General features: G+C 54.5%; 20 protein-coding genes. 19 read left to right on the plus strand and 1 reads right to left on the minus strand.

The features are described from left to right. Positions 1–4: 4 nt before the first annotated feature. The 17 genes from purF to ruvX all read left to right on the plus strand — a co-directional run bounded on the left by purF (position 5) and on the right by ruvX (position 17,359). Positions 5–1,426: an amidophosphoribosyltransferase gene (gene purF / locus RUM_RS09040; protein ID WP_041326382.1), complete on the plus strand. Its 1,422-nt coding sequence runs from the start codon at positions 5–7 to the stop codon at positions 1,424–1,426. 11 nt (positions 1,427–1,437) lie between these two features. Continuing rightward, complete coding sequence (purM, locus tag RUM_RS09045; RefSeq protein WP_015558815.1) at positions 1,438–2,472, plus strand: phosphoribosylformylglycinamidine cyclo-ligase; 1,035 nt, start codon at positions 1,438–1,440, stop codon at positions 2,470–2,472. A 17-nt stretch (positions 2,473–2,489) separates the two neighbouring features. Next, positions 2,490–3,134, plus strand: a complete 645-nt coding sequence (gene purN, locus RUM_RS09050) for a phosphoribosylglycinamide formyltransferase (RefSeq protein WP_015558816.1) — start codon at positions 2,490–2,492, stop codon at positions 3,132–3,134. An 18-nt stretch (positions 3,135–3,152) separates the two neighbouring features. Further along, positions 3,153–3,866: an IMP cyclohydrolase gene (locus RUM_RS09055; RefSeq protein WP_015558817.1), complete on the plus strand. Its 714-nt coding sequence runs from the start codon at positions 3,153–3,155 to the stop codon at positions 3,864–3,866. 15 nt (positions 3,867–3,881) lie between these two features. Further along, a complete protein-coding gene (locus RUM_RS09060; protein WP_015558818.1) occupies positions 3,882–5,060 on the plus strand; it encodes a phosphoribosylaminoimidazolecarboxamide formyltransferase in 1,179 nt (392 codons plus the stop codon). A 31-nt stretch (positions 5,061–5,091) separates the two neighbouring features. Continuing rightward, positions 5,092–6,372, plus strand: coding sequence for a phosphoribosylamine--glycine ligase (gene purD / locus RUM_RS09065; protein WP_015558819.1), 1,281 nt, complete (start codon positions 5,092–5,094; stop codon positions 6,370–6,372). Between the two features lie 6 nt (positions 6,373–6,378). Continuing rightward, positions 6,379–7,041, plus strand: coding sequence for a tRNA (guanosine(46)-N7)-methyltransferase TrmB (trmB, locus tag RUM_RS09070; protein WP_015558820.1), 663 nt, complete (start codon positions 6,379–6,381; stop codon positions 7,039–7,041). Continuing rightward, entirely contained in the window at positions 7,038–7,205 is a 168-nt protein-coding gene (locus RUM_RS12700) for a hypothetical protein (RefSeq protein ID WP_015558821.1), read from the plus strand. The genes trmB and RUM_RS12700 overlap by 4 nt, the downstream gene beginning before the upstream one ends. A gap of 189 nt (positions 7,206–7,394) precedes the next feature. Next, positions 7,395–7,925 (plus strand): bifunctional pyr operon transcriptional regulator/uracil phosphoribosyltransferase PyrR, encoded by a 531-nt coding sequence (pyrR, locus tag RUM_RS09075; RefSeq protein ID WP_276694780.1) that lies wholly within the window; start codon positions 7,395–7,397, stop codon positions 7,923–7,925. Next, positions 7,926–9,185 carry a dihydroorotase gene (locus RUM_RS09080; RefSeq protein WP_015558822.1) on the plus strand — a complete coding sequence of 420 codons (1,260 nt, stop codon included), beginning with the start codon at positions 7,926–7,928 and terminating at the stop codon, positions 9,183–9,185. A gap of 12 nt (positions 9,186–9,197) precedes the next feature. After that, a complete protein-coding gene (gene pyrF, locus RUM_RS09085) occupies positions 9,198–10,121 on the plus strand; it encodes an orotidine-5'-phosphate decarboxylase (protein WP_015558823.1) in 924 nt (307 codons plus the stop codon). A 20-nt stretch (positions 10,122–10,141) separates the two neighbouring features. Continuing rightward, on the plus strand, positions 10,142–11,272 hold the full coding sequence (locus RUM_RS09090; protein ID WP_015558824.1) for a carbamoyl phosphate synthase small subunit: 1,131 nt from the start codon (positions 10,142–10,144) through the stop codon (positions 11,270–11,272). Beyond that, positions 11,256–14,450, plus strand: a complete 3,195-nt coding sequence (gene carB, locus RUM_RS09095; RefSeq protein WP_015558825.1) for a carbamoyl-phosphate synthase large subunit — start codon at positions 11,256–11,258, stop codon at positions 14,448–14,450. The genes RUM_RS09090 and carB overlap by 17 nt, the downstream gene beginning before the upstream one ends. 87 nt (positions 14,451–14,537) lie before the next feature. Beyond that, on the plus strand, positions 14,538–15,317 hold the full coding sequence (locus RUM_RS09100) for a dihydroorotate dehydrogenase electron transfer subunit (protein WP_015558826.1): 780 nt from the start codon (positions 14,538–14,540) through the stop codon (positions 15,315–15,317). After that, complete coding sequence (locus RUM_RS09105; protein WP_015558827.1) at positions 15,310–16,221, plus strand: dihydroorotate dehydrogenase; 912 nt, start codon at positions 15,310–15,312, stop codon at positions 16,219–16,221. Before RUM_RS09100 ends, RUM_RS09105 begins: the two co-directional genes overlap by 8 nt. Next, on the plus strand, positions 16,215–16,940 hold the full coding sequence (locus RUM_RS09110; protein WP_049775540.1) for a histidine phosphatase family protein: 726 nt from the start codon (positions 16,215–16,217) through the stop codon (positions 16,938–16,940). The genes RUM_RS09105 and RUM_RS09110 overlap by 7 nt, the downstream gene beginning before the upstream one ends. Next, positions 16,937–17,359 carry a Holliday junction resolvase RuvX gene (ruvX, locus tag RUM_RS09115; RefSeq protein WP_015558828.1) on the plus strand — a complete coding sequence of 141 codons (423 nt, stop codon included), beginning with the start codon at positions 16,937–16,939 and terminating at the stop codon, positions 17,357–17,359. Before RUM_RS09110 ends, ruvX begins: the two co-directional genes overlap by 4 nt. Here ruvX and RUM_RS12705 read toward each other — a convergent pair. Next, positions 17,352–17,525, minus strand: a complete 174-nt coding sequence (locus tag RUM_RS12705) for a hypothetical protein (protein ID WP_015558829.1) — start codon at positions 17,523–17,525, stop codon at positions 17,352–17,354. The two genes, ruvX and RUM_RS12705, sit on opposite strands and share 8 nt — an antisense overlap. A 274-nt stretch (positions 17,526–17,799) precedes the next feature. Between RUM_RS12705 and trmL the strand changes: the two genes are divergently transcribed. Both trmL and RUM_RS09125 read left to right on the plus strand, forming a co-directional pair. Then, on the plus strand, positions 17,800–18,318 hold the full coding sequence (gene trmL / locus RUM_RS09120; RefSeq protein ID WP_015558830.1) for a tRNA (uridine(34)/cytosine(34)/5-carboxymethylaminomethyluridine(34)-2'-O)-methyltransferase TrmL: 519 nt from the start codon (positions 17,800–17,802) through the stop codon (positions 18,316–18,318). Position 18,319: 1 nt separating this feature from the next. After that, positions 18,320–19,201, plus strand: coding sequence for a DegV family protein (locus tag RUM_RS09125; protein ID WP_015558831.1), 882 nt, complete (start codon positions 18,320–18,322; stop codon positions 19,199–19,201). The last annotated feature ends 21 nt before the right edge of the window (positions 19,202–19,222 follow it).

Genomic DNA, 19,222 nt, shown 5'->3' on the forward strand with positions numbered 1-19,222 from the left:
TCAATTGGTAACAGGTATCCATGAGGAATGCGGTGTATTCGGTATTTTCAGTCAGCAGACTGGGGATGTGGCAGCCAAGACCTATATGGCGCTGTATGCGCTGCAGCACCGGGGACAGGAAAGCTGCGGCATTGTAGTCAATGACAAGGGTGTGTTTTCCTATCATAAGGATCTTGGGCTGGTGCCGGAGGTATTCAACCAGTCCCATATGGAAAAGCTGGGGCTTGGGAACATTGCCATCGGGCATGTGCGCTACGGCACCACCGGCGGCAATAACCGTGCCAATGCGCAGCCTTTGGTTGTGCGGCATGTAAAAGGCCCTATGGCCATTGCCCATAACGGCAACCTGGTCAATGCGGCAGAGCTTCGGGAGGAATATGAGCTGAAGGGCGCCATTTTCCATACCACCAATGACACGGAAGTGATTTCCTATGCCATTACGGAGCAGCGGCTGAAGTTCCCCTCTATCGAAACGGCGGTGGAGCAAGCCATGTACCGATTCAAAGGGGCATACTCCCTGGTGATCATGTCTCCCACCAAGCTGATCGCCGCACGGGATCCCAATGGGTTCCGACCGCTCTGCATGGGCAAGTGTCCGGACGGCTCTTTGGTGTTCACCTCTGAAAGCTGCGCTCTGGACAGCATCGGCGCTGCTTTTATCCGGGATCTTGACCCGGGGGAGATCGTGGTGGTGGACAAGGAGGGGGCTCGTTCCATCCGTTCCCATTGCGGCAAGCGGTGCAATATCTGCGTGTTTGAGTATGTATACTTTGCCCGGCCGGATTCCGTGATTGAAGGCGTCTGCGTACACCGTGCCCGGCTCCGAGCAGGGGAGATCCTCTGGAAGGAGCATCCCGTAGAGGCGGATGTGGTGATCGGCGTGCCGGACAGCGGTCTGGATGCGGCACTGGGTCTGTCCCATGCATCCGGCATTCCCTATGGAGTGGGATTCATCAAGAACCGCTATGTGGGCAGAACCTTCATCCAGCCCACCCAGAAGGAGCGGACGGATGCGGTGCGCATCAAGCTGAATGTGGTACGGGATGTGGTAGCCGGTAAGCGCGTGATTCTGGTGGATGACAGCATTGTGCGGGGTACCACCTCTGCCCGGATTGTCAGTCTGATCCGGGAGGCTGGGGCAAAGGAAGTACATGTACGCATTTCCAGTCCGCCTTTTACCAATCCCTGCTATTTCGGCACAGATATCGACAGCAAGGATAAGCTGATTGCCTGCCGGCTGCCTGTGGAGGGCATCTGCAAGGAGCTTGGAGCGGATTCACTTGGATACCTGAGCGTGGATGGGGTAAAGGCAATCGCTGCAAACGATCACTGTGATTTCTGTACGGGCTGCTTCACCGGTGAATATCCGATCCCGGTACCCAAGGAGATGCCCAAGGATAAATTTGAACGTAAAATCGGAGAATAACGGAGGTTCTGATGAATAGCTATTCTGAAAGTTACAAAAAGGCAGGCGTGGACGTGACTGCCGGCTACCGTGCGGTAGAATTGATGAAGGCACATGTGGCACGAACCATGACAAGCGGCGTGCTGTCCGGCATCGGCGGCTTCGGCGGACTGTTTGAGCTGGATATGACCGGGATCAGCAAGCCGGTTCTGGTGTCCGGCACGGATGGCGTTGGCACGAAGCTGAAGATCGCATTTCTGATGGACAAGCACAGCACCGTGGGCATTGACTGCGTGGCAATGTGCGTCAACGATATCATCTGCTGCGGCGCAAAGCCTCAGTTTTTCCTGGATTACATTGCTGTGGGCAAGAACTATCCCGAAAAGGTTGCTGATATCGTTTCCGGCGTTGCAGAGGGCTGTGTACAGTCCGGATGCGCCCTGGTAGGGGGCGAGACCGCAGAAATGCCCGGATTTTATCCGGTGGATGAGTACGACCTTGCCGGATTCTCCGTAGGCGTTGTGGACAAGGACAAGATCCTGAAGCCGGATACCCAGAAGGCTGGGGATGTGCTGATTGCACTGGCATCCAGCGGTGTACATTCCAACGGTTTCTCCCTGGTTCGGAAGGTATTTACTGTAAATGAGGAGACGCTGGGCAGACAGTTTGCGGATCTGGGTACTTCCCTGGGTGAATGCCTGCTGACTCCCACGAAGATCTATGTAAAGTCCATTCTGTCCCTGCTGGAACAGGTAAACGTCAAGGCGATTTCCCACATTACCGGCGGCGGCTTCTACGAGAACATTCCCCGGAGCCTGCCCAAGGGCATCAGCGCAAAGATCGAACGCAGTGCGGTGCAGGTGCTGCCCATCTTCGATCTGATCGCAAGAACCGGTCACATTCCGGAGCGTGATATGTTCAACACCTTCAATATGGGTGTGGGCATGATCGTTTCCGTAGACAAGCAGGATGCGGATAAAGCCATTTCCATTCTCAATGCAGCCGGCGAGCATGCTTACGTGCTGGGTGAGCTGGTTGAGAGCGAGGAAGGCGTAATCATCTGCTGATGCAAGGAGGACAGCGTATGCAGCATACTGACAAGCGTATTGTTGTGCTGGTTTCCGGCGGCGGCACCAATCTCCAGGCTCTGATCGATGCCCAGAACCGGGGAGAGATCATCGGGGGAAGGATCACATGCGTGATCTCCTCCAAGGCAGATGCCTACGCTCTGACCCGTGCCAGAGAAAACGGGATTCCGACTCGTGTGCTGGTGCGGAAGGAGTATCCGGATGTTGCGTCCTATTCCCGTGCAATTCTCGCAGCTTTGCAGGAGGAACAGGCGGATCTGGTGGTGTATGCGGGCTTTATGACCATTCTGGACGAGAGCGTCTGCCGGGCGTATCCGAACCGTATGATGAATGTGCATCCGGCACTGATCCCAAGCTTTTGCGGCAAGGGCTTCTACGGGCTGCATGTACACGAGTCTGCACTGGCAGCAGGTGTGAAGGTCAGCGGCGCAACGGTGCATTTTGTAACCGAGGTCTGCGATGGAGGCCCCATTATTTTGCAGAAAGCAGTAGACGTGCAGGACGATGACACACCGGAGACGCTGCAGCGGCGGATCATGGAACAGGCAGAGTGGAAGATCCTTCCCCAGGCTGTATCCCTGTTCTGCCAGGATAAAATTGAGGTGCGGGACGGCCGTACTGTGATTCACGGATCAATTTGATAAGAGGAGATGCTGACAATGGAAATGCGTTCAATTTTTGAGGAACTGAAGAACAATGCGTACCCTGGTCGGGGCATTATGCTGGGCAAAAGCCAGGACGGCAAGCATGCGGTTGCGGTTTATTTTATCATGGGCCGCAGCGAAAACAGCCGGAACCGGGTCTTTGTCAACGATGGGCTGGGCATCCGTACCCAGGCGTTTGACGAAAGCAAGCTTACCGATCCCAGTCTGATTATTTATGCACCGGTGCGTGTGTTGGGTAATAAAACCATCGTCACCAATGGGGATCAGACCGACACCATTTATGATGGCATGAACAACCAGCTCACCTTTGAGCAGTCCCTGCGCAGCCGGGAGTTTGAACCGGATGCACCCAATTATACACCCCGCATTTCCGGCGTCATCAAGCACGATAAGGAGGACTTTAACTACGCACTGTCCATCCTCAAGAGTGCAAACGGGGATCCGTCCTCTTGTCAGCGTTTCACCTTTACTTATAAAAATCCCATCAGCGGGCAGGGTCACTTCATCCACACCTATCAGGGGGACGGCAATCCGCTGCCCAGCTTTGAGGGTGAACCCAAGCTGGTAGGAGTTCCGAATGACATCACGGAATTTGCCCGTCAGCTGTGGGACAGCCTGAATCCGGACAATAAGGTTTCTCTGTTTGTGCGGTACATTGACCTGCACACCGGGGACACCATTTCCAAGATCATCAACAAAAATTCCTGAGAGGGGTAGAACATCATGGCGAACGAAATGTTTTTGAAATACGGCTGCAATCCCAACCAGAAGCCGTCCAGAATCTATATGGAATCCGGGGAGCTGCCCATTACGGTGCTGAACGGCAAGCCAGGCTATATCAATCTACTGGATGCCTTCAACGGCTGGCAGCTGGTACGGGAGCTGAAGCAGGCTACCGGCATGTGTGCCGCAACCTCCTTCAAGCATGTATCTCCTGCCGGAGCAGCAGTGGGCGCACCTCTGTCTGACACCCTCAAGCAGATCTATTTTGTAGATGATCTGGGAGAGCTTTCTCCTCTGGCAAGTGCCTATGCAAGAGCAAGAGGCGCTGATCGCATGTCCTCCTACGGGGATTTTATCGCCCTGTCCGATGTATGCGACGTGCCCACTGCAAAAATGATCCAGCGTGAAGTATCCGACGGCATCATTGCCCCGGGTTATGAGCCGGAAGCGTTGGAGATCCTCAAGTCCAAGCGGAAGGGCACCTACAACATCATCCAGATCGATGAAAGCTATGAGCCTGCCCCCATTGAGCGCAAGCAGGTATTCGGCGTGACCTTTGAGCAGGGCAGAAATGATCTGAAGATCGACAATGCGCTGCTGGAGCATGTGGTAACGGACAATCAGAACATTCCCGATGACAAGAAGCGGGATCTGCTGATCTCTCTGATCACACTGAAATATACCCAGTCCAACTCCGTATGCTATGTGAAGGACGGGCAGGCCATTGGCATCGGCGCCGGGCAGCAGTCCAGAATCCACTGTACCCGTCTGGCTGGCAATAAGGCGGACAACTGGTGGCTCCGTCAGTCTCCCCAGGTGCTTGGTCTGCAGTTTGTAGACGGCATTCGTCGGGCAGACCGGGACAATGCCATTGACGTATACATTTCCGATGAATACATGGATGTGCTGGCAGACGGCGCATGGGAACAGATCTTCAAGGTAAAGCCTGCGGTATTTACCAAGGAAGAAAAACAGGCATGGCTTGCAAAGAATACGGATGTATGCTTGGGCTCTGACGCATTCTTCCCCTTTGGCGACAACATCGAACGGGCTAAAAAGAGCGGCGTTGCATACATTGCGCAGCCTGGCGGTTCTATCCGGGATGATAACGTGATCGAGACCTGCAATAAGTACGGGATTGCTATGGCGTTTACCGGCATCCGTCTGTTCCACCATTGATGGAGCATCACAAACAAGCTGGAGGAAAGAAATGAAGATTTTAGTAGTTGGCGGCGGCGGGAGAGAGCATGCCATTATTATGAAGCTTGCGGAAAGCAAGCAGGTGGATGCTCTGTATTGCGCACCGGGCAATGGAGGCATTGCACAGTTTGCAACCTGTTATCCGGTAAAGGCAACGGATATTGATGGTATGGTAAAGCTGGCGAAGGAACTGGCAGTGGATATTGTGTTTGTGGCACCGGATGATCCGCTGGTGCTGGGTATGGTGGACGCCATGGAGGCGGAGGGCTTTATGACCTTTGGCCCCAGCAAGGCTGCTGCCATCATCGAAGGCAGCAAGGTATTCTCCAAGCAGCTGATGAAGCAGTACGGCATTCCCACTGCCGGATATGAGGTCTTTACCCAGCCGGATCAAGCGATTGCCTACATCAAGGCGAAGAATACATACCCCACTGTGATTAAGGCGGATGGTCTTGCGCTGGGCAAGGGCGTGGTGCTGGCGCAGGATTTTGCCGAGGCAGAAGCTGCGGTGCGCTCCATGATGGAGGATAAGATCTTCGGCGAAAGCGGCGCACAGATCGTGGTGGAGGAGTTCCTCACCGGACCTGAGGTTTCTGTGCTGTGCTTTACAGACGGCAAGACCGTGCGTCCCATGATCTCCTCCATGGATCACAAGCGGGCAAACGACGGAGATCAGGGACTGAACACCGGCGGTATGGGTACGGTTTCTCCCAATCCTTACTATACTGAGGAAATTGCGGACGTGTGCATGAAAACCATCTTCCTGCCTACGGTGGATGCTATGGCGAAGGAAGGCAGAGCCTTCAAGGGTTGTCTGTACTTTGGTCTGATGCTGACCCCCAATGGTCCCAAGGTGATCGAGTACAACTGTCGGTTCGGGGATCCAGAGACCCAGGTGGTTCTGCCCCTGCTGGAAACGGACTTTGTGGACATTATCAAGGCCATTCACGCAGGTACTCTGGATCAGCTGGACATCCAGTGGAAAAAGGGCTGTGTGGCATGCGTCATTATGGCAAGCGGCGGATACCCCAAGAAGTATGCTACCGGTCTGCCCATTTCCGGGCTGAACGAAAAGGGACAGCTGGATTCTGCTTTCGTGTACCATGCAGGTACCAGGTATGAAAACGGTACCTTCCTGACTGCCGGCGGCAGAGTGCTTGGTGTGACTGTAGCAGGGGACACCTTACAGCAGGCGCTGGATGGTGCCTATGCGGCGGTGGAGCAGATCCGGTTTGAGGGTGCGCATTACCGGAAGGACATTGGTCAGCGTGCGCTGGCATGCGGAAAGTAAGGGACTATGCGGATCAGACATAAGGCGTGGGCAAAGCCGGAATTGGAGGCATGCCCCTTCTATGTGCCGGAGCCAAAGACCTTGCGGGGGCATTGGCGGGAGCAGTTTTCCCAGCCGGGATGCCCTTTGTATCTGGAACTGGGCTGCGGTAAGGGGGGCTGGATCTCCCAGGCGGTGCTGCAATACCCCCAGGTGAATCTGATTGCTCTGGATATCAAAAATGAGATGCTGGGGCTTGCAAAGCGGAAACTGGAAGCGGCATATGCGGCAGCACAACAGCCGGCGGAGAACGTGAAAATCGCCATTTTCAATATCTCCTATATTTCGGATGCCTTTGCGCCGGAGGATCGGGTGGACAGGATCTACATCAATTTCTGCAACCCCTGGCCTCGCCCGAAGCATAAAAAACGCCGTCTTACCCATCCAAGACAGCTGATGCAGTACAAGGCGTTTCTGACCGGGGAATTGTGGTTTAAGACGGATGATGATGAGCTATTCGAGGAAACGCTGGAATACCTGCCGGCGTGCGGCTACCGGATTACCTATCAGACCCGGGATCTGCATGCCAGCGGATTTGCAGAAAATCTGGAAACAGAGCACGAAAAAATGTTCACAGATGAGGGCAAGCGTATCAAGTTTTTGATTGCCCAGCCGGAGGATGAAACATGAAAGTAGTGTTCGGCTGCGGCAGATTTCTCACCATCGGCGCACCAAAGCCCCAGCAGGTGCAGCTTGCGAAAAACGCATATTTGATGACCATTCCCTGCATTCTGATTGCTGCTTGCATGGGATTCGTCCGGCTTCTCCGCTTTTTTCGGCGGATGCGGTCATAAATTTGAAAAAAATACTGGACAAATGCTGCAAAGTATGATATACTAGTACAAATGAAACCTTTAAGTTGATCCTGTGAGGTTGACAAGGTGCAATAGAATCGGAGTCGGGGGCAGTGTAAGCCCTGGTTTTCTGCAAGCTACGTGCATCGGTCAGCCGGTGCACGTTTTTTGTTGAAAGGAGCGGTTTGGTTGAAGACCCGTGTGATTATGGATGCAAGCGCCATGGAGCGTGCAATTACCCGGATCACCTACGAGATCCTGGAGCGGAACAAGGGAACGGAGGGCGTGTGCCTGGTGGGAATCTTCTCCAGGGGCGCAGTACTTGCCAAACGGATCAGCGCTAAGATCCAGTCCCTGGAGCATGTGACCGTGCCCTGCGGCGCACTGGATATCACCCCTTATCGGGACGACAAGAAGGAATCTGATTTACCGGAAAAAACAAAGATCGATTTTGACATCAACGGCATGCGAGTAGTCATTGTGGATGACGTGATCTGCACCGGGCGAACCACACGGGCGGCGATTGACGCCCTCATTACCCGGGGCAGACCGGATTGCATCCAGCTGGCGGCACTGGTGGACAGAGGACACCGGGAGCTGCCCATCCGTCCGGATTATGTGGGAAAGAATCTCCCCACTTCCGGGGAGGAAACAGTGCGGGTGAAAATGACGGAGCTCGACAATGCCGATGGTGTTTTTTTGTATGCGGAGGAGGGCTGAATGAATAGGATTCTGATTCAGAATGTGACCCTGAACGGCACAGTATGCGACATGCTGATCCGGGATGGAAAGATCCAGAAAATCGGCAACATCCGGGAGCCTGCGGATCAAGTAATCCGGGCTGACGGGCTGACAGCACTGCCGGGTCTGTTTGATATGCATGTGCATTTCCGGGATCCGGGGCTGACTTATAAGGAGGATATCCACACCGGAGCGGCGGCAGCTCTGGCAGGAGGTGTGACCGGTGTGGCATGCATGCCCAACACCAAGCCTCCCATTGATTCTCCGGAAACGGTGCAGTACATCCTGGAACAGGCAGCGGATACCGGCGTAAAGGTGTATCCGGTAGGGTGTATCACCCAGAGTATGCAGGGAAAGGCACTTTGCGAGTATGATGCCTTGATCCATGCAGGGGTTCGGGCGATTTCCGACGATGGCAGACCGGTGGAATCCGACCGACTGCTGCGGGAAGCCATGGAGGAGAGCATCCGGAACGGACTGCTGATTATCTCCCATTGCGAGGATCTGAAAATCATCAACGGCGGCATCATGCATAAGGGGAAAATCAGCGAACAGCTGGGCGTGAAGGGCATGGATCGGGCGTCCGAGGACAGCATCACCGCCCGGGAGATCCGCCTGGCGGAGGAAACCGGATCCCGGATCCACATTGCGCACGTCAGCACGGCAGGCAGTGTGGAACTGATCCGACAAGCCAAGGCAAGGGGTGTCAAGGTGACTTGCGAGACATGCCCCCATTACTTCCTGCTGACGGAGGAAAAGCTGCTGGCCCGGGATGCGGACTTTCGTATGAATCCTCCTCTCCGGGAGGAGACGGATCGACTGGCTGTGGAACAGGGCGTGTGCGACGGTACCATCGACTGCATTGTAACGGATCATGCTCCTCACAGTGCGGAGGAAAAGGCGGTCTTTGAAACGGCACCCAACGGGGTGGTCGGATTGGAAACCTCTTTGGCAGCAACCCTGACAGGGCTGTACCATACCGGAAAACTGACGCTGGCGGATATTGTCCGGCTGATGGCTGAAAGCCCCCGGAAGCTGCTGGGACTGCCGGTGCCCCGGCTGCACGAAGGAGCGGATGCAGAGCTGATCCTGGTGGATCTGAATGAAAGCTGGACAGTGGATCCGGACAAGCTGCATTCCAAATCCCACAACACGGTATTCAAGGGCATGACCCTCCGGGGTCGAGTGCATGCTACGATAACCGGCGGAGAGATCCGCTTTCAATACAACAAGAACTAAGGAGGATGTGTCATGTCATTTGACAGACTGATTACGAAAATCCGGGAGATGAAGAACCCCACCGTTGTGGGACTGGATCCGAAGCTTGCCTATGTGCCCTCTTACATTCAGAAAACCTATATGGATGTGGATGGGGAGAGTCTGAAGGCTGCATCCCGGGCGATCTTCCGGTTCAACCAGGAGATCATTGATGCAATCTGCGACATTGTTCCCGCCATCAAGCCCCAGGCTGCTTACTATGAAATGTATGGGCATCATGGCATCAAGACACTGGAGCGAACCATTCGCTATGCAAAGCTTAAGGGCATGTTTGTCATCACCGATGGCAAGCGGAACGACATTGGCGCTACCATGGAAGCATACACAGCGGCACATCTGGGCACCACCATGGTGGGGGAGAATGAGTGCACTCCCTTCGGTGCGGATGCATTGACCGTAAACGGCTATCTGGGCTCCGACGGGATCAACCCTCTGCTGCGCACCTGTAAGGAGCATGACAAGGGCATTTTCGTACTGGTCAAGACCTCCAATCCCTCCAGCGGTGAGCTACAGGACAGATTGATTGATGGAGTTCCGGTTTATGCTATTATGGGAGATATGTGCGAAGCCTGGGGCAGGGAACAGATCGGACAGTACGGCTACTCCTCCGTAGGTGCGGTGGTAGGCGCTACCTATCCGGAACAGCTCAGGGAGCTGCGTGCCCGCCTGCCTCACACCATGTTCCTGGTTCCCGGCTACGGGGCGCAGGGAGGCGGCGCAGCTGGTGTGGCTGGTGCGTTTGACGCAAACGGCTTAGGTGCCATTGTGAATTCTTCCCGTGCCATTATGTGTGCATACCAGAAGGAAGGCTGCGATGAGCATGAGTTTGCTCAGGCTGCCAGAAGAGAAGCGATCCGCATGCGGGAGGATCTGACCTCCTACATCGATATCAAATAAGTGAGAGGGGAAGCAAACAGATGTCATTATTTAATCAGGGCGAAAAAGCGTATCTGCTCCTTGCAAACGGCAAAGTCTTTGAGGGCCGCAGCTGCGGCGCAAAGGGCACCGTCATCGGCGAAGTGGTGTTTACCACCGGTTTGACTGCATACCAGGAAACGCTGACAGATCCCAGCTATTACGGACAGATCGTAACCCAGACCTTTCCGTTGATCGGCAACTATGGTGTGAATGAGGCGGACGCAGAGTCCAACGATACATACCTGAGTGGCTACATCATCCGGGAATGGTGCAATACCCCCTCCAATTTCCGCTGCGAGGGCAACATCAATGACTTTTTGATCCGGCACAACGTGATCGGCATTCACAACATTGACACCCGGTGTCTGACCAGAATGATCCGGGAAACCGGCGTTATGAACGGTATGATTACCACGGAGGATGTGTATGCCAACAAGGATGCATACCTGGAGCAGATCCGGGCTTTCTCCATCAAGGACGCTGTCAAGAGCGTGACTGATACCCAGATCCGGGTGTACGGAGACGAAGATGCGCCCCTGCGTGTGGTGCTGTTTGACTTTGGCTATAAGCGGAACATCCGCAGAATGCTGATCGAGCGTGGCTGCCAGGTGTATGTAGTGCCTGCCACCACCACAGCAGAGCAGATCCGGGAGATCGATCCGGACGGAATCATGCTGTCCAACGGCCCGGGCAATCCGGAGGAAAATGTAGAGGTGATTGAGAATCTGAAGGAGATCTGCAAGCTGGGGATCCCGATTTTCGGCATCTGCCTGGGGCATCAGCTCATGGCATTGGCACATGGTGCGAGAACCGAAAAGCTCAAGTATGGCCACCGGGGCGGCAACCAGCCTGTGATCGACCTGGAGCATGACAGAACCTATGTCACCAGCCAGAATCACGGCTATGCAGTGGTTGCAGACAGCCTGGATCCCAAGGTTGCAGTGCTGACACATATCAACGCCAACGACAAGACCTGTGAGGGCGTACGGTATCTGGATTGCGATGCACACACGGTACAGTTCCATCCGGAAGCCCACGGCGGTCCCCTGGACACTGCGTATGCCTTTGATGAATTTGTTGCAAAGATGATGAACTATAAGGAGGAGCACAGAAATGCCGCTGAGAAGTGATATTAAAAAGGTACTGGTAATCGGCTCCGGCCCGATCGTAATCGGACAGGCGGCAGAGTTTGACTATGCCGGCACACAGGCATGTCGTGCGCTGAAGCAGGAGGGACTGGAGGTTGTGCTCATCAACTCCAATCCGGCGACTATCATGACGGATAAGGCCATGGCGGATAAGATCTACATCGAGCCTCTGACCCTGGAAACCGTAAAGCGTGTCATTGAGATCGAGAAGCCGGACAGCGTCCTGTCCACCCTGGGGGGACAGACTGGTCTGACCCTGTCCATGCAGCTGGCGGCGGAGGGCTTCCTGGATGCTCACAACGTAAAGCTGCTTGGTGCAGATCCGGAAACCATCCACAAGGCGGAGGATCGCCAGGCGTTCAAGGACACGATGGAAAAGATCGGGGAGCCCTGCATTCCCTCCAAGGTGGTAGAGACCATTGAGGATGCGGTGGATTTTGCCGAGGAAATCGGTTATCCGGTGATCGTGCGTCCGGCATTCACCCTGGGCGGCACCGGCGGCGGAATTGCTGCGGATGAGGAGGAGCTGCGGGATATTGCAAAGAATGGTCTGAGGCTTTCCCCCATTACCCAGGTGTTGATCGAAAAGTGCATCAGCGGCTGGAAAGAAATTGAGTTTGAGGTGATCCGGGACCGAAAGGGCAATGTGATCACTGTCTGCTCCATGGAGAACTTTGATCCGGTTGGCGTACACACCGGTGACAGCATCGTAATTGCTCCGGCTGTGACGCTGTCCGACCGGGAGTATCAGATGCTCCGTACCGCTGCCATCAACATCATTCAGGAGCTGAAGGTAGAGGGCGGCTGTAACTGTCAGTTTGCCCTGCATCCCACCAGCTTTGAGTATGCGGTCATCGAGGTAAACCCCCGTGTATCCCGTTCCTCCGCTCTGGCATCCAAGGCCACCGGCTATCCCATTGCAAAGGTTGCCACCCGGATCGCCATCGGCTACACCCTGGACGAGATCCTGAACCAGGTTACCGGCAAGACCTATGCATGCTTTGAGCCGGCAATCGACTATGTGGTTGTAAAGTTCCCCAAGTGGGCGTTCGATAAGTTTGTATACGCCAAGAGAACTCTTGGCACCCAGATGAAGGCTACCGGTGAGGTCATGTCCATTGGCACCAGCTTTGAGCAGGCGATGATGAAGGCGGTTCGCTCCATTGAGCTGGGTCTGGATTCTCTGAACATGAAGAAATACGAAGCCTACAGCACGGATGAGATCCTGGAAATGCTGGACGGCAAGGTGGAGGATGAGCGCTGCTTCCAGATCTACGAGGCACTGAAGCGTGGCATCTCCGTAGAGCAGATCCATGCGCTGACCATGGTGGACAACTGGTTCCTGAACAAGCTGCTGAACCTGGTGAACCTGGAAAAGTGGTTGGCAGAGGGAGAACTCACTGAGGAAAAATACAATATTGCCAAGCAGTACGGCTATCTGGACAGCACCATTGAGCGGTTCTCCGGGCAGAAGTGCCCTTTGCGCCGCCGTGCAGTATTCAAGATGGTTGATACCTGTGCCGGAGAGTTCAAGGCGGAGACACCCTATTTCTACTCCACCTTTGATGAGGAAAATGAAGCAAAGGAATTCATCGAGCGGAATGAAAAAGGCAAGAAGAAGGTCATCGTATTCGGTTCCGGCCCCATCCGGATCGGACAGGGCATCGAGTTCGACTACTGCTCCGTACACTGTGTGTGGACGCTGAAGGAAATGGGCTATGAGGCCATTATCTGCAACAACAATCCGGAGACGGTTTCCACCGACTTTGATACAGCCGACAGACTGTACTTTGATCCGCTGACCAAGGAGGACGTGGAATCCATCATCGAGACTGAACAGCCCTACGGCGTTGTGGTACAGTTCGGTGGACAGACAGCCATCAAGCTGACCCGTCACCTGGCAGATATGGGCGTGAACATTCTGGGTACCTCTGCGGATGATATTGATGCGGCAGAGGACAGAGAGCGCTTTGACGAGCTGCTGGAGCGCTGCCAGATTCCCCGTCCGGCCGGACATACGGTTATGACCATGAAGGAAGCGGTTGCAGCCGCCAATGATCTGGGCTATCCGGTTCTGCTGCGTCCCTCCTATGTACTGGGCGGACAGAATATGATCATTGCCCACTCTGACAGTGATGTGGTAGAGTACATGGGCATTATCACCCGCACCATGATCGAAAACCCGGTACTGATCGACAAGTACATGATGGGTACGGAGGTTGAGGTAGACGCTATCTGCGACGGTACCGACTTCCTGATCCCGGGCATCATGGAGCATATTGAGCGTGCAGGCGTTCACTCCGGCGACTCTATTTCCGTATACCCGGCACAGACCCTTTCCAAGGAGATCCGGGAGACGATCGTGGAATATACCCGCCGTCTTGCAATGGAGCTGCATGTGAAGGGCCTTGTGAATATTCAGTATGTGGTATACAACAACCAGGTTTATGTCATCGAAGTGAACCCCCGTTCCTCCAGAACGGTGCCCTATATCAGCAAGGTGACCGGCATTCCCATGGTGGACATTGCCACCAAGCTGGTGCTGGGACATACCCTCAAGGAGCTGGGCTACCAGAGTGGTCTGTATCCGGAGGGCAAGTACGTTGCAGTCAAGGTTCCCGTATTCAGCTTTGAAAAGCTGCAGGACGTGGATACCATGCTGGGACCGGAAATGAAGTCCACCGGCGAGTGCCTGGGCATTGCCACCAGCTTTGAGGATGCACTGCTGAAGGGACTGGTCGCAGCAGGCTATGATCTGAAATGCGAGGGCGGCGTGCTGTTCTCCGTGCGGGATACGGACAAGCAGGAGCTGATCCCCATTGCGGACAAATTCAGCCGCATGGGTTTTGAGATCTACGGTACGGAGGGTACAGCAAGCGTGCTGAACCGGAATATGATTGCTACGAACGTAATCAACAAGATTTCCGAGCCGGAGCCAAATGTGCTGACTCTGCTGGAAAGCGGAAAGATCCACTATGTGATCTCCACTTCTGCAAACGGCAGACTGCCTGCAAGAGACAGTGTAAAGATGCGCCGGAAAGCGGTGGAGCGTTCCATCTGCTCCGTAACGGCGATCGATACCGCCCGGGCACTGGCAAATGTGCTGGAAACCGGCCGTCAGATGTCCGATGTGGAACTGGTAGATATTACAAAGATTTAAGGCGGCATCGCAGAGAGATTGTGCAATGCAGCCTTACGGCAACGGGCGGGCACATCCCGCCCCGTTGTGTTTGGAAAGGGGTATCCTATGAAATATACGCAAGGCGAATACCGGCTGATCCGCAAGGATAATCTGGGTCAGGATCTGTATCGGTTCGTACTGGAGTGCCCGGAGATCACGGCCGTTGCTGCACCGGGTCAGTTCGTACACATTCTTCCCAAGGGCAGCACCCTGCGCCGCCCCATCTCCATATGCCAGATCGACAGACAGGCAGGCACTCTGACATTGGTGTTTGCGGTTCGTGGGGAAGGCACCGCAGTGCTGGCGGATCTTCGTGCAGGGGATTATGTGGATATGCTGGCGCCTTTGGGACATGGCTTCACGATCCAGCCGGATGCAAACCGGGTGATCTTAATGGGCGGCGGCATTGGCGTACCTCCCATGCTGGCACTGGCAGAGATTTACGGGGAGCGGGCAACTGTCATTTCCGGTTTCCGGAGCATGCCGGCAGTGATGCTCCAGGAGGAATTTGCAAAGACCGGAGCGAAAACCATTCTCTGTACCGATGATGGTACCGCCGGTCTGCATGCCATGGTGACGGAACCTCTGCTGGAGGAGATCCGGCAGGAGAAGCCGGATATGATCTGTGCCTGTGGCCCTACCCCCATGCTTCGTGCCATTGCAAAGATCGCAGAGGAGCAGGGCATTTTCTGCGAGGTTTCCATGGAGGAACGTATGGGCTGTGGCATAGGCGCATGCCTGGTATGTGCATGCAAAATGAAGCTGGCAAACGGAGAGATCCATGCAGCCCATGTGTGCAAGGACGGCCCGGTATTCAATGCAAAGGAGGTGGCTTGGAATGGCTGATCTGTCCGTAAATGTAGCAGGGGTATCCTTCAAGAACCCCATTATTCCTGCCTCCGGTGTGTTCGGCTACGGCCATGAATACGAGGAACTGTTCCCCCTGTCGGAGCTTGGCGGCATCGCCACAAAGGGAACCACCATCACAAAGCGCAATGGCAACGATGCACCCCGGATTGCGGAAACCACAGGGGGCATGCTGAATTCCGTTGGCTTGCAGAATCCGGGTATCGATGCCTTCATCAAGAAGGAGCTGCCCTATCTGATGCAGAAGGATACGGTGATCCTGGCGAATATCGCCGGCTCTACGGTGAAGGAATGCGTGACCATCGCACAGCAGTTGGAGCAGACGGATGTTCACATGATCGAGCTGAATATTTCCTGCCCCAACGTAAAGCAGGGGGGCATGGCGTTCGGCGCAAGCTGTGCCGGAGCCGAGTCCATTACCCGGGCAGTGCGGAAGGCAACCACCAAGCCCCTGGTGGTCAAGCTTTCTCCCAATGTGACCAATATTGCGGAAATCGCAAAGGCAACGGAGACAGCCGGTGCGGATGCGCTTTCCCTCATCAACACCCTGCTGGGCATGCGGATCGATATCCGCAGCCGTCGCCCCATTCTCAAAAACAATATGGGCGGCATGTCCGGCGCAGCGATTTTCCCCATTGCGGTTCGCATGGTGTGGCAGTGTGCCAATGCGGTGCGGATCCCCATTATCGGCATGGGGGGCGTTACCACCGGCAAGGACGCCATTGAACTGATGATGGCAGGGGCATCCGCCGTACAGGTTGGTGCAGCTATCTTTACAGATCCCTATGCGCCCATCCGGATCATCCGGGAAATGAACCAGTGGCTGGATGAAAACCACATTGCCACTGCAAGAGAACTGACAGGAAGTGTGAAGCCGTGGTAACCACCGTCTATCTGGTGCGGCATGCGGAAGCAGAAGGCAATGTGAACGAAACCTTCCAGGGCAGAGTGGATACGGAGGTCACGGAAAAGGGCATGCGGCAGTTGGATTGCCTGGCAGAACGGTTCCGGGACATTCCCATTCAGGTGCTGTATGCAAGTCCCTTGAAGCGCACCCGTGTCACTGCTGCGGCAGTGAATCGGTATCACCAACTGCCGGTACAGTATCTGGACGAGCTGATGGAGATCAACGGCGGCGTGTGGGAAGGCAAACCCTGGGCGGATCTACCCAGGCTGTATCCAGAGTCCTACAGGCTGTGGCAGGAGCAGATGCATCTGTTTCATGTACAGGGTGGGGAGTCCATGCAGCAGGTATTTGACCGGATGCGGCAGGCAGTATGCGGCATTGCTGCCGGGCATTGCGGCAAGACCATTGCTGTGGTATCCCACGGCTGTGCCATCCGGAATTTCCTTTGCTATGCAGCAGGTGAGGATATCAGTCACCTGGATCAGGTGGGCTGGGCGGACAATACCGCCGTGTCCAAGGTGGAATTTGACGCATCCGGACATTGTCGGCTGATTTTTAAGAATGATGCGTCCCATTTGCCGCCGAAGCTTTCCACTCTGGCAAAGTCCAGGTGGTGCCGGCATGACGGTAAGTCGTATCTGACGGATCAGACCTATACACCGGGGATAGACCGGGAACAGGAGGCGCAGGCATGATCATTCTTGCAGTAGATTTCGGCGATGCACGCACCGGGCTTGCATGCTGCGACCGTTCTGAGCTGCTGGCTTCTCCGGCAGGCGTTATCAGTGAAACGGATTTTGAAGTATGTATCCAAAAAACCGCAGAGGCTGCCAGGGAGCATCGTGCGGAGCAGATCGTGGTGGGGTATCCGAAGAACATGAATGGCACCATCGGGGAGCGGGCAGAAAAATGCGCCTTGTTTGCAGAAAAACTGAGGACACTGGCGGGAATTGAAACTGTGCTCTGGGATGAACGGTGTACCACGGTTTCGGCACACCGTTATCTGAACCAGACCAATACCAGAGGAAAGAAGCGAAAGGCAGTGGTGGATGCGGTGGCGGCAACCATCATTCTGGAAAGCTATCTTGCCTATCGTAAGAACACAGCTATCTGAGCATATCGGACATGCCCTCCATCATGCCTCCCACAGCCCGCAGGGCACGGCCGGTGGCATGCCGGAGATGACGGCGCTGCCGGGCGCTGGAGCCTGTAAGCATATAGCAGACAGTGCCCACTGCTGCCCCGGCGGCAATGCCGGTGACCATTGCTTTGATCTGCATGTTTCCACCTCCTTTGATGGATTTGCTGTTAGTATCTGACCGAATGCGTGAAATATGCACGTCATTTTATCATCTCAACCTCTGGGATTCCGGAGGCTTTTTTGTTTGTGCATAAGCCCTTGCAATGTTTCCGGTTTTGCGCTATAATAAATAAAAGCCATGCTCGTATTCCCGGGCATGTGCCCGGAAACGCAAGGATATACAATCTTTGTGCGGTATTGCCTATCGAAAACAGTTGCGTTTCCGGTTGGAATGTGCTATAATGGAGTAAATCATGCATCAGTTAAATATTGTACTCGTTGAACCCCAGATTCCCCAGAATACCGGCAATATTGCCCGAACCTGTGCGGTGACCGGTGCCAGGCTGCATCTGATCCGTCCTATGGGCTTTACTGTAACGGATAAGCATCTGAAACGGGCGGGGCTTGACTACTGGGATAAGCTTGATATTACATATTACGATTCCTTTGCGGAGTTTTCTGCAAGGAATCCGGGCGCGTATTTCTTTTTTACCACAAAGGGCAGAAAGATCCACAGCGATGCCGTGTATCCCAACAACGCCTATCTGATTTTCGGGCGGGAGGATCAGGGCTTGCCGGAGGATCTGCTGTTCGCACATCCAGAGGAATGTGTGCGGATTCCGATGCGCAATGAGCTGCGCAGTCTGAATCTTTCCAATTCCGTTGCCATTGCAGTGTATGAAGCGCTGCGGCAGTGGGATTATCCTGATCTTACCCGGACGGGAAGCCTGCGGGCGTACCGTTGGGAAGATACCAACTGCGAAGAGGTGTAGTATGCAGAAAATCAAATTGATGACAGATTCCACCAGCGATATCGATCCGGAGCTGGAACAGTCCCTGGACATTCAGATCCTGTGCTTCCCGGTAACGGTGGATGGAGTCGGTTATCGGGAACGACAGGATTTTACCAATACAGAGTTTTATCAGATGCTGGAGCATGCCGTGGAATTTCCGACTACGGCACAGCTGACCGCCTTTGAGATTCAGGAAGCCTATGAGCAGGCACTACAGGAAGGGTATACCAACTTAATTTATGTGACCATTGCGTCCCAGGGCTCTGCCACATACAGCAATGCCATCATGGCACGGGATGCGTTTTACGCCCAGGTGCCTGGTGCGGAAAAGCTGCAGATTCATGTAGTGGATTCTAAGAATTATACCGGTGTGTACGGGTATCCGGTTATGCAGGCAGCCGCTAAAATCAAGAAGGGCGCCTCTGTGGAAGAAGTACTGAATTATCTGACCGAATGGTTTCAAAGCGCAGAGGTGCTGTTTGTGCCTCTGACGCTGAAATATGCAAAGCGATCCGGCAGAATCTCGGCAGCAGCAGCCTTTGCCGGTGAGCTGCTGGGACTCAAGCCCCTGATCCGCATTACAGACGGGGTTTCCAAGGTGGAAACCAAGATCCGGGGGGACAAGAATATCATTCCCACCATGTCCCGGTACATTCAGCAGCGGATGATTCCCAGAACCCCTTATTCGCTGGTTGCGGGCTGTGACGATACCTTTGCAAATGAATTGAAAAAGGAGTTGGTGAAGAAGCTGGGCTATCAGCCGGAGCATTTGTTCCATATCGGCGCAACAGTATCCTGTAATGCCGGTCCTGATGTGGTTGGCATTATCATTCGTTCGGAGCCCCGCATTGATGCGGAATGAACCTTGATGGGGAGGGTAATT

It is taken from the genome of Ruminococcus champanellensis 18P13 = JCM 17042 (genome assembly GCF_000210095.1).
Classification (GTDB): domain Bacteria; phylum Bacillota; class Clostridia; order Oscillospirales; family Ruminococcaceae; genus Ruminococcus_F; species Ruminococcus_F champanellensis.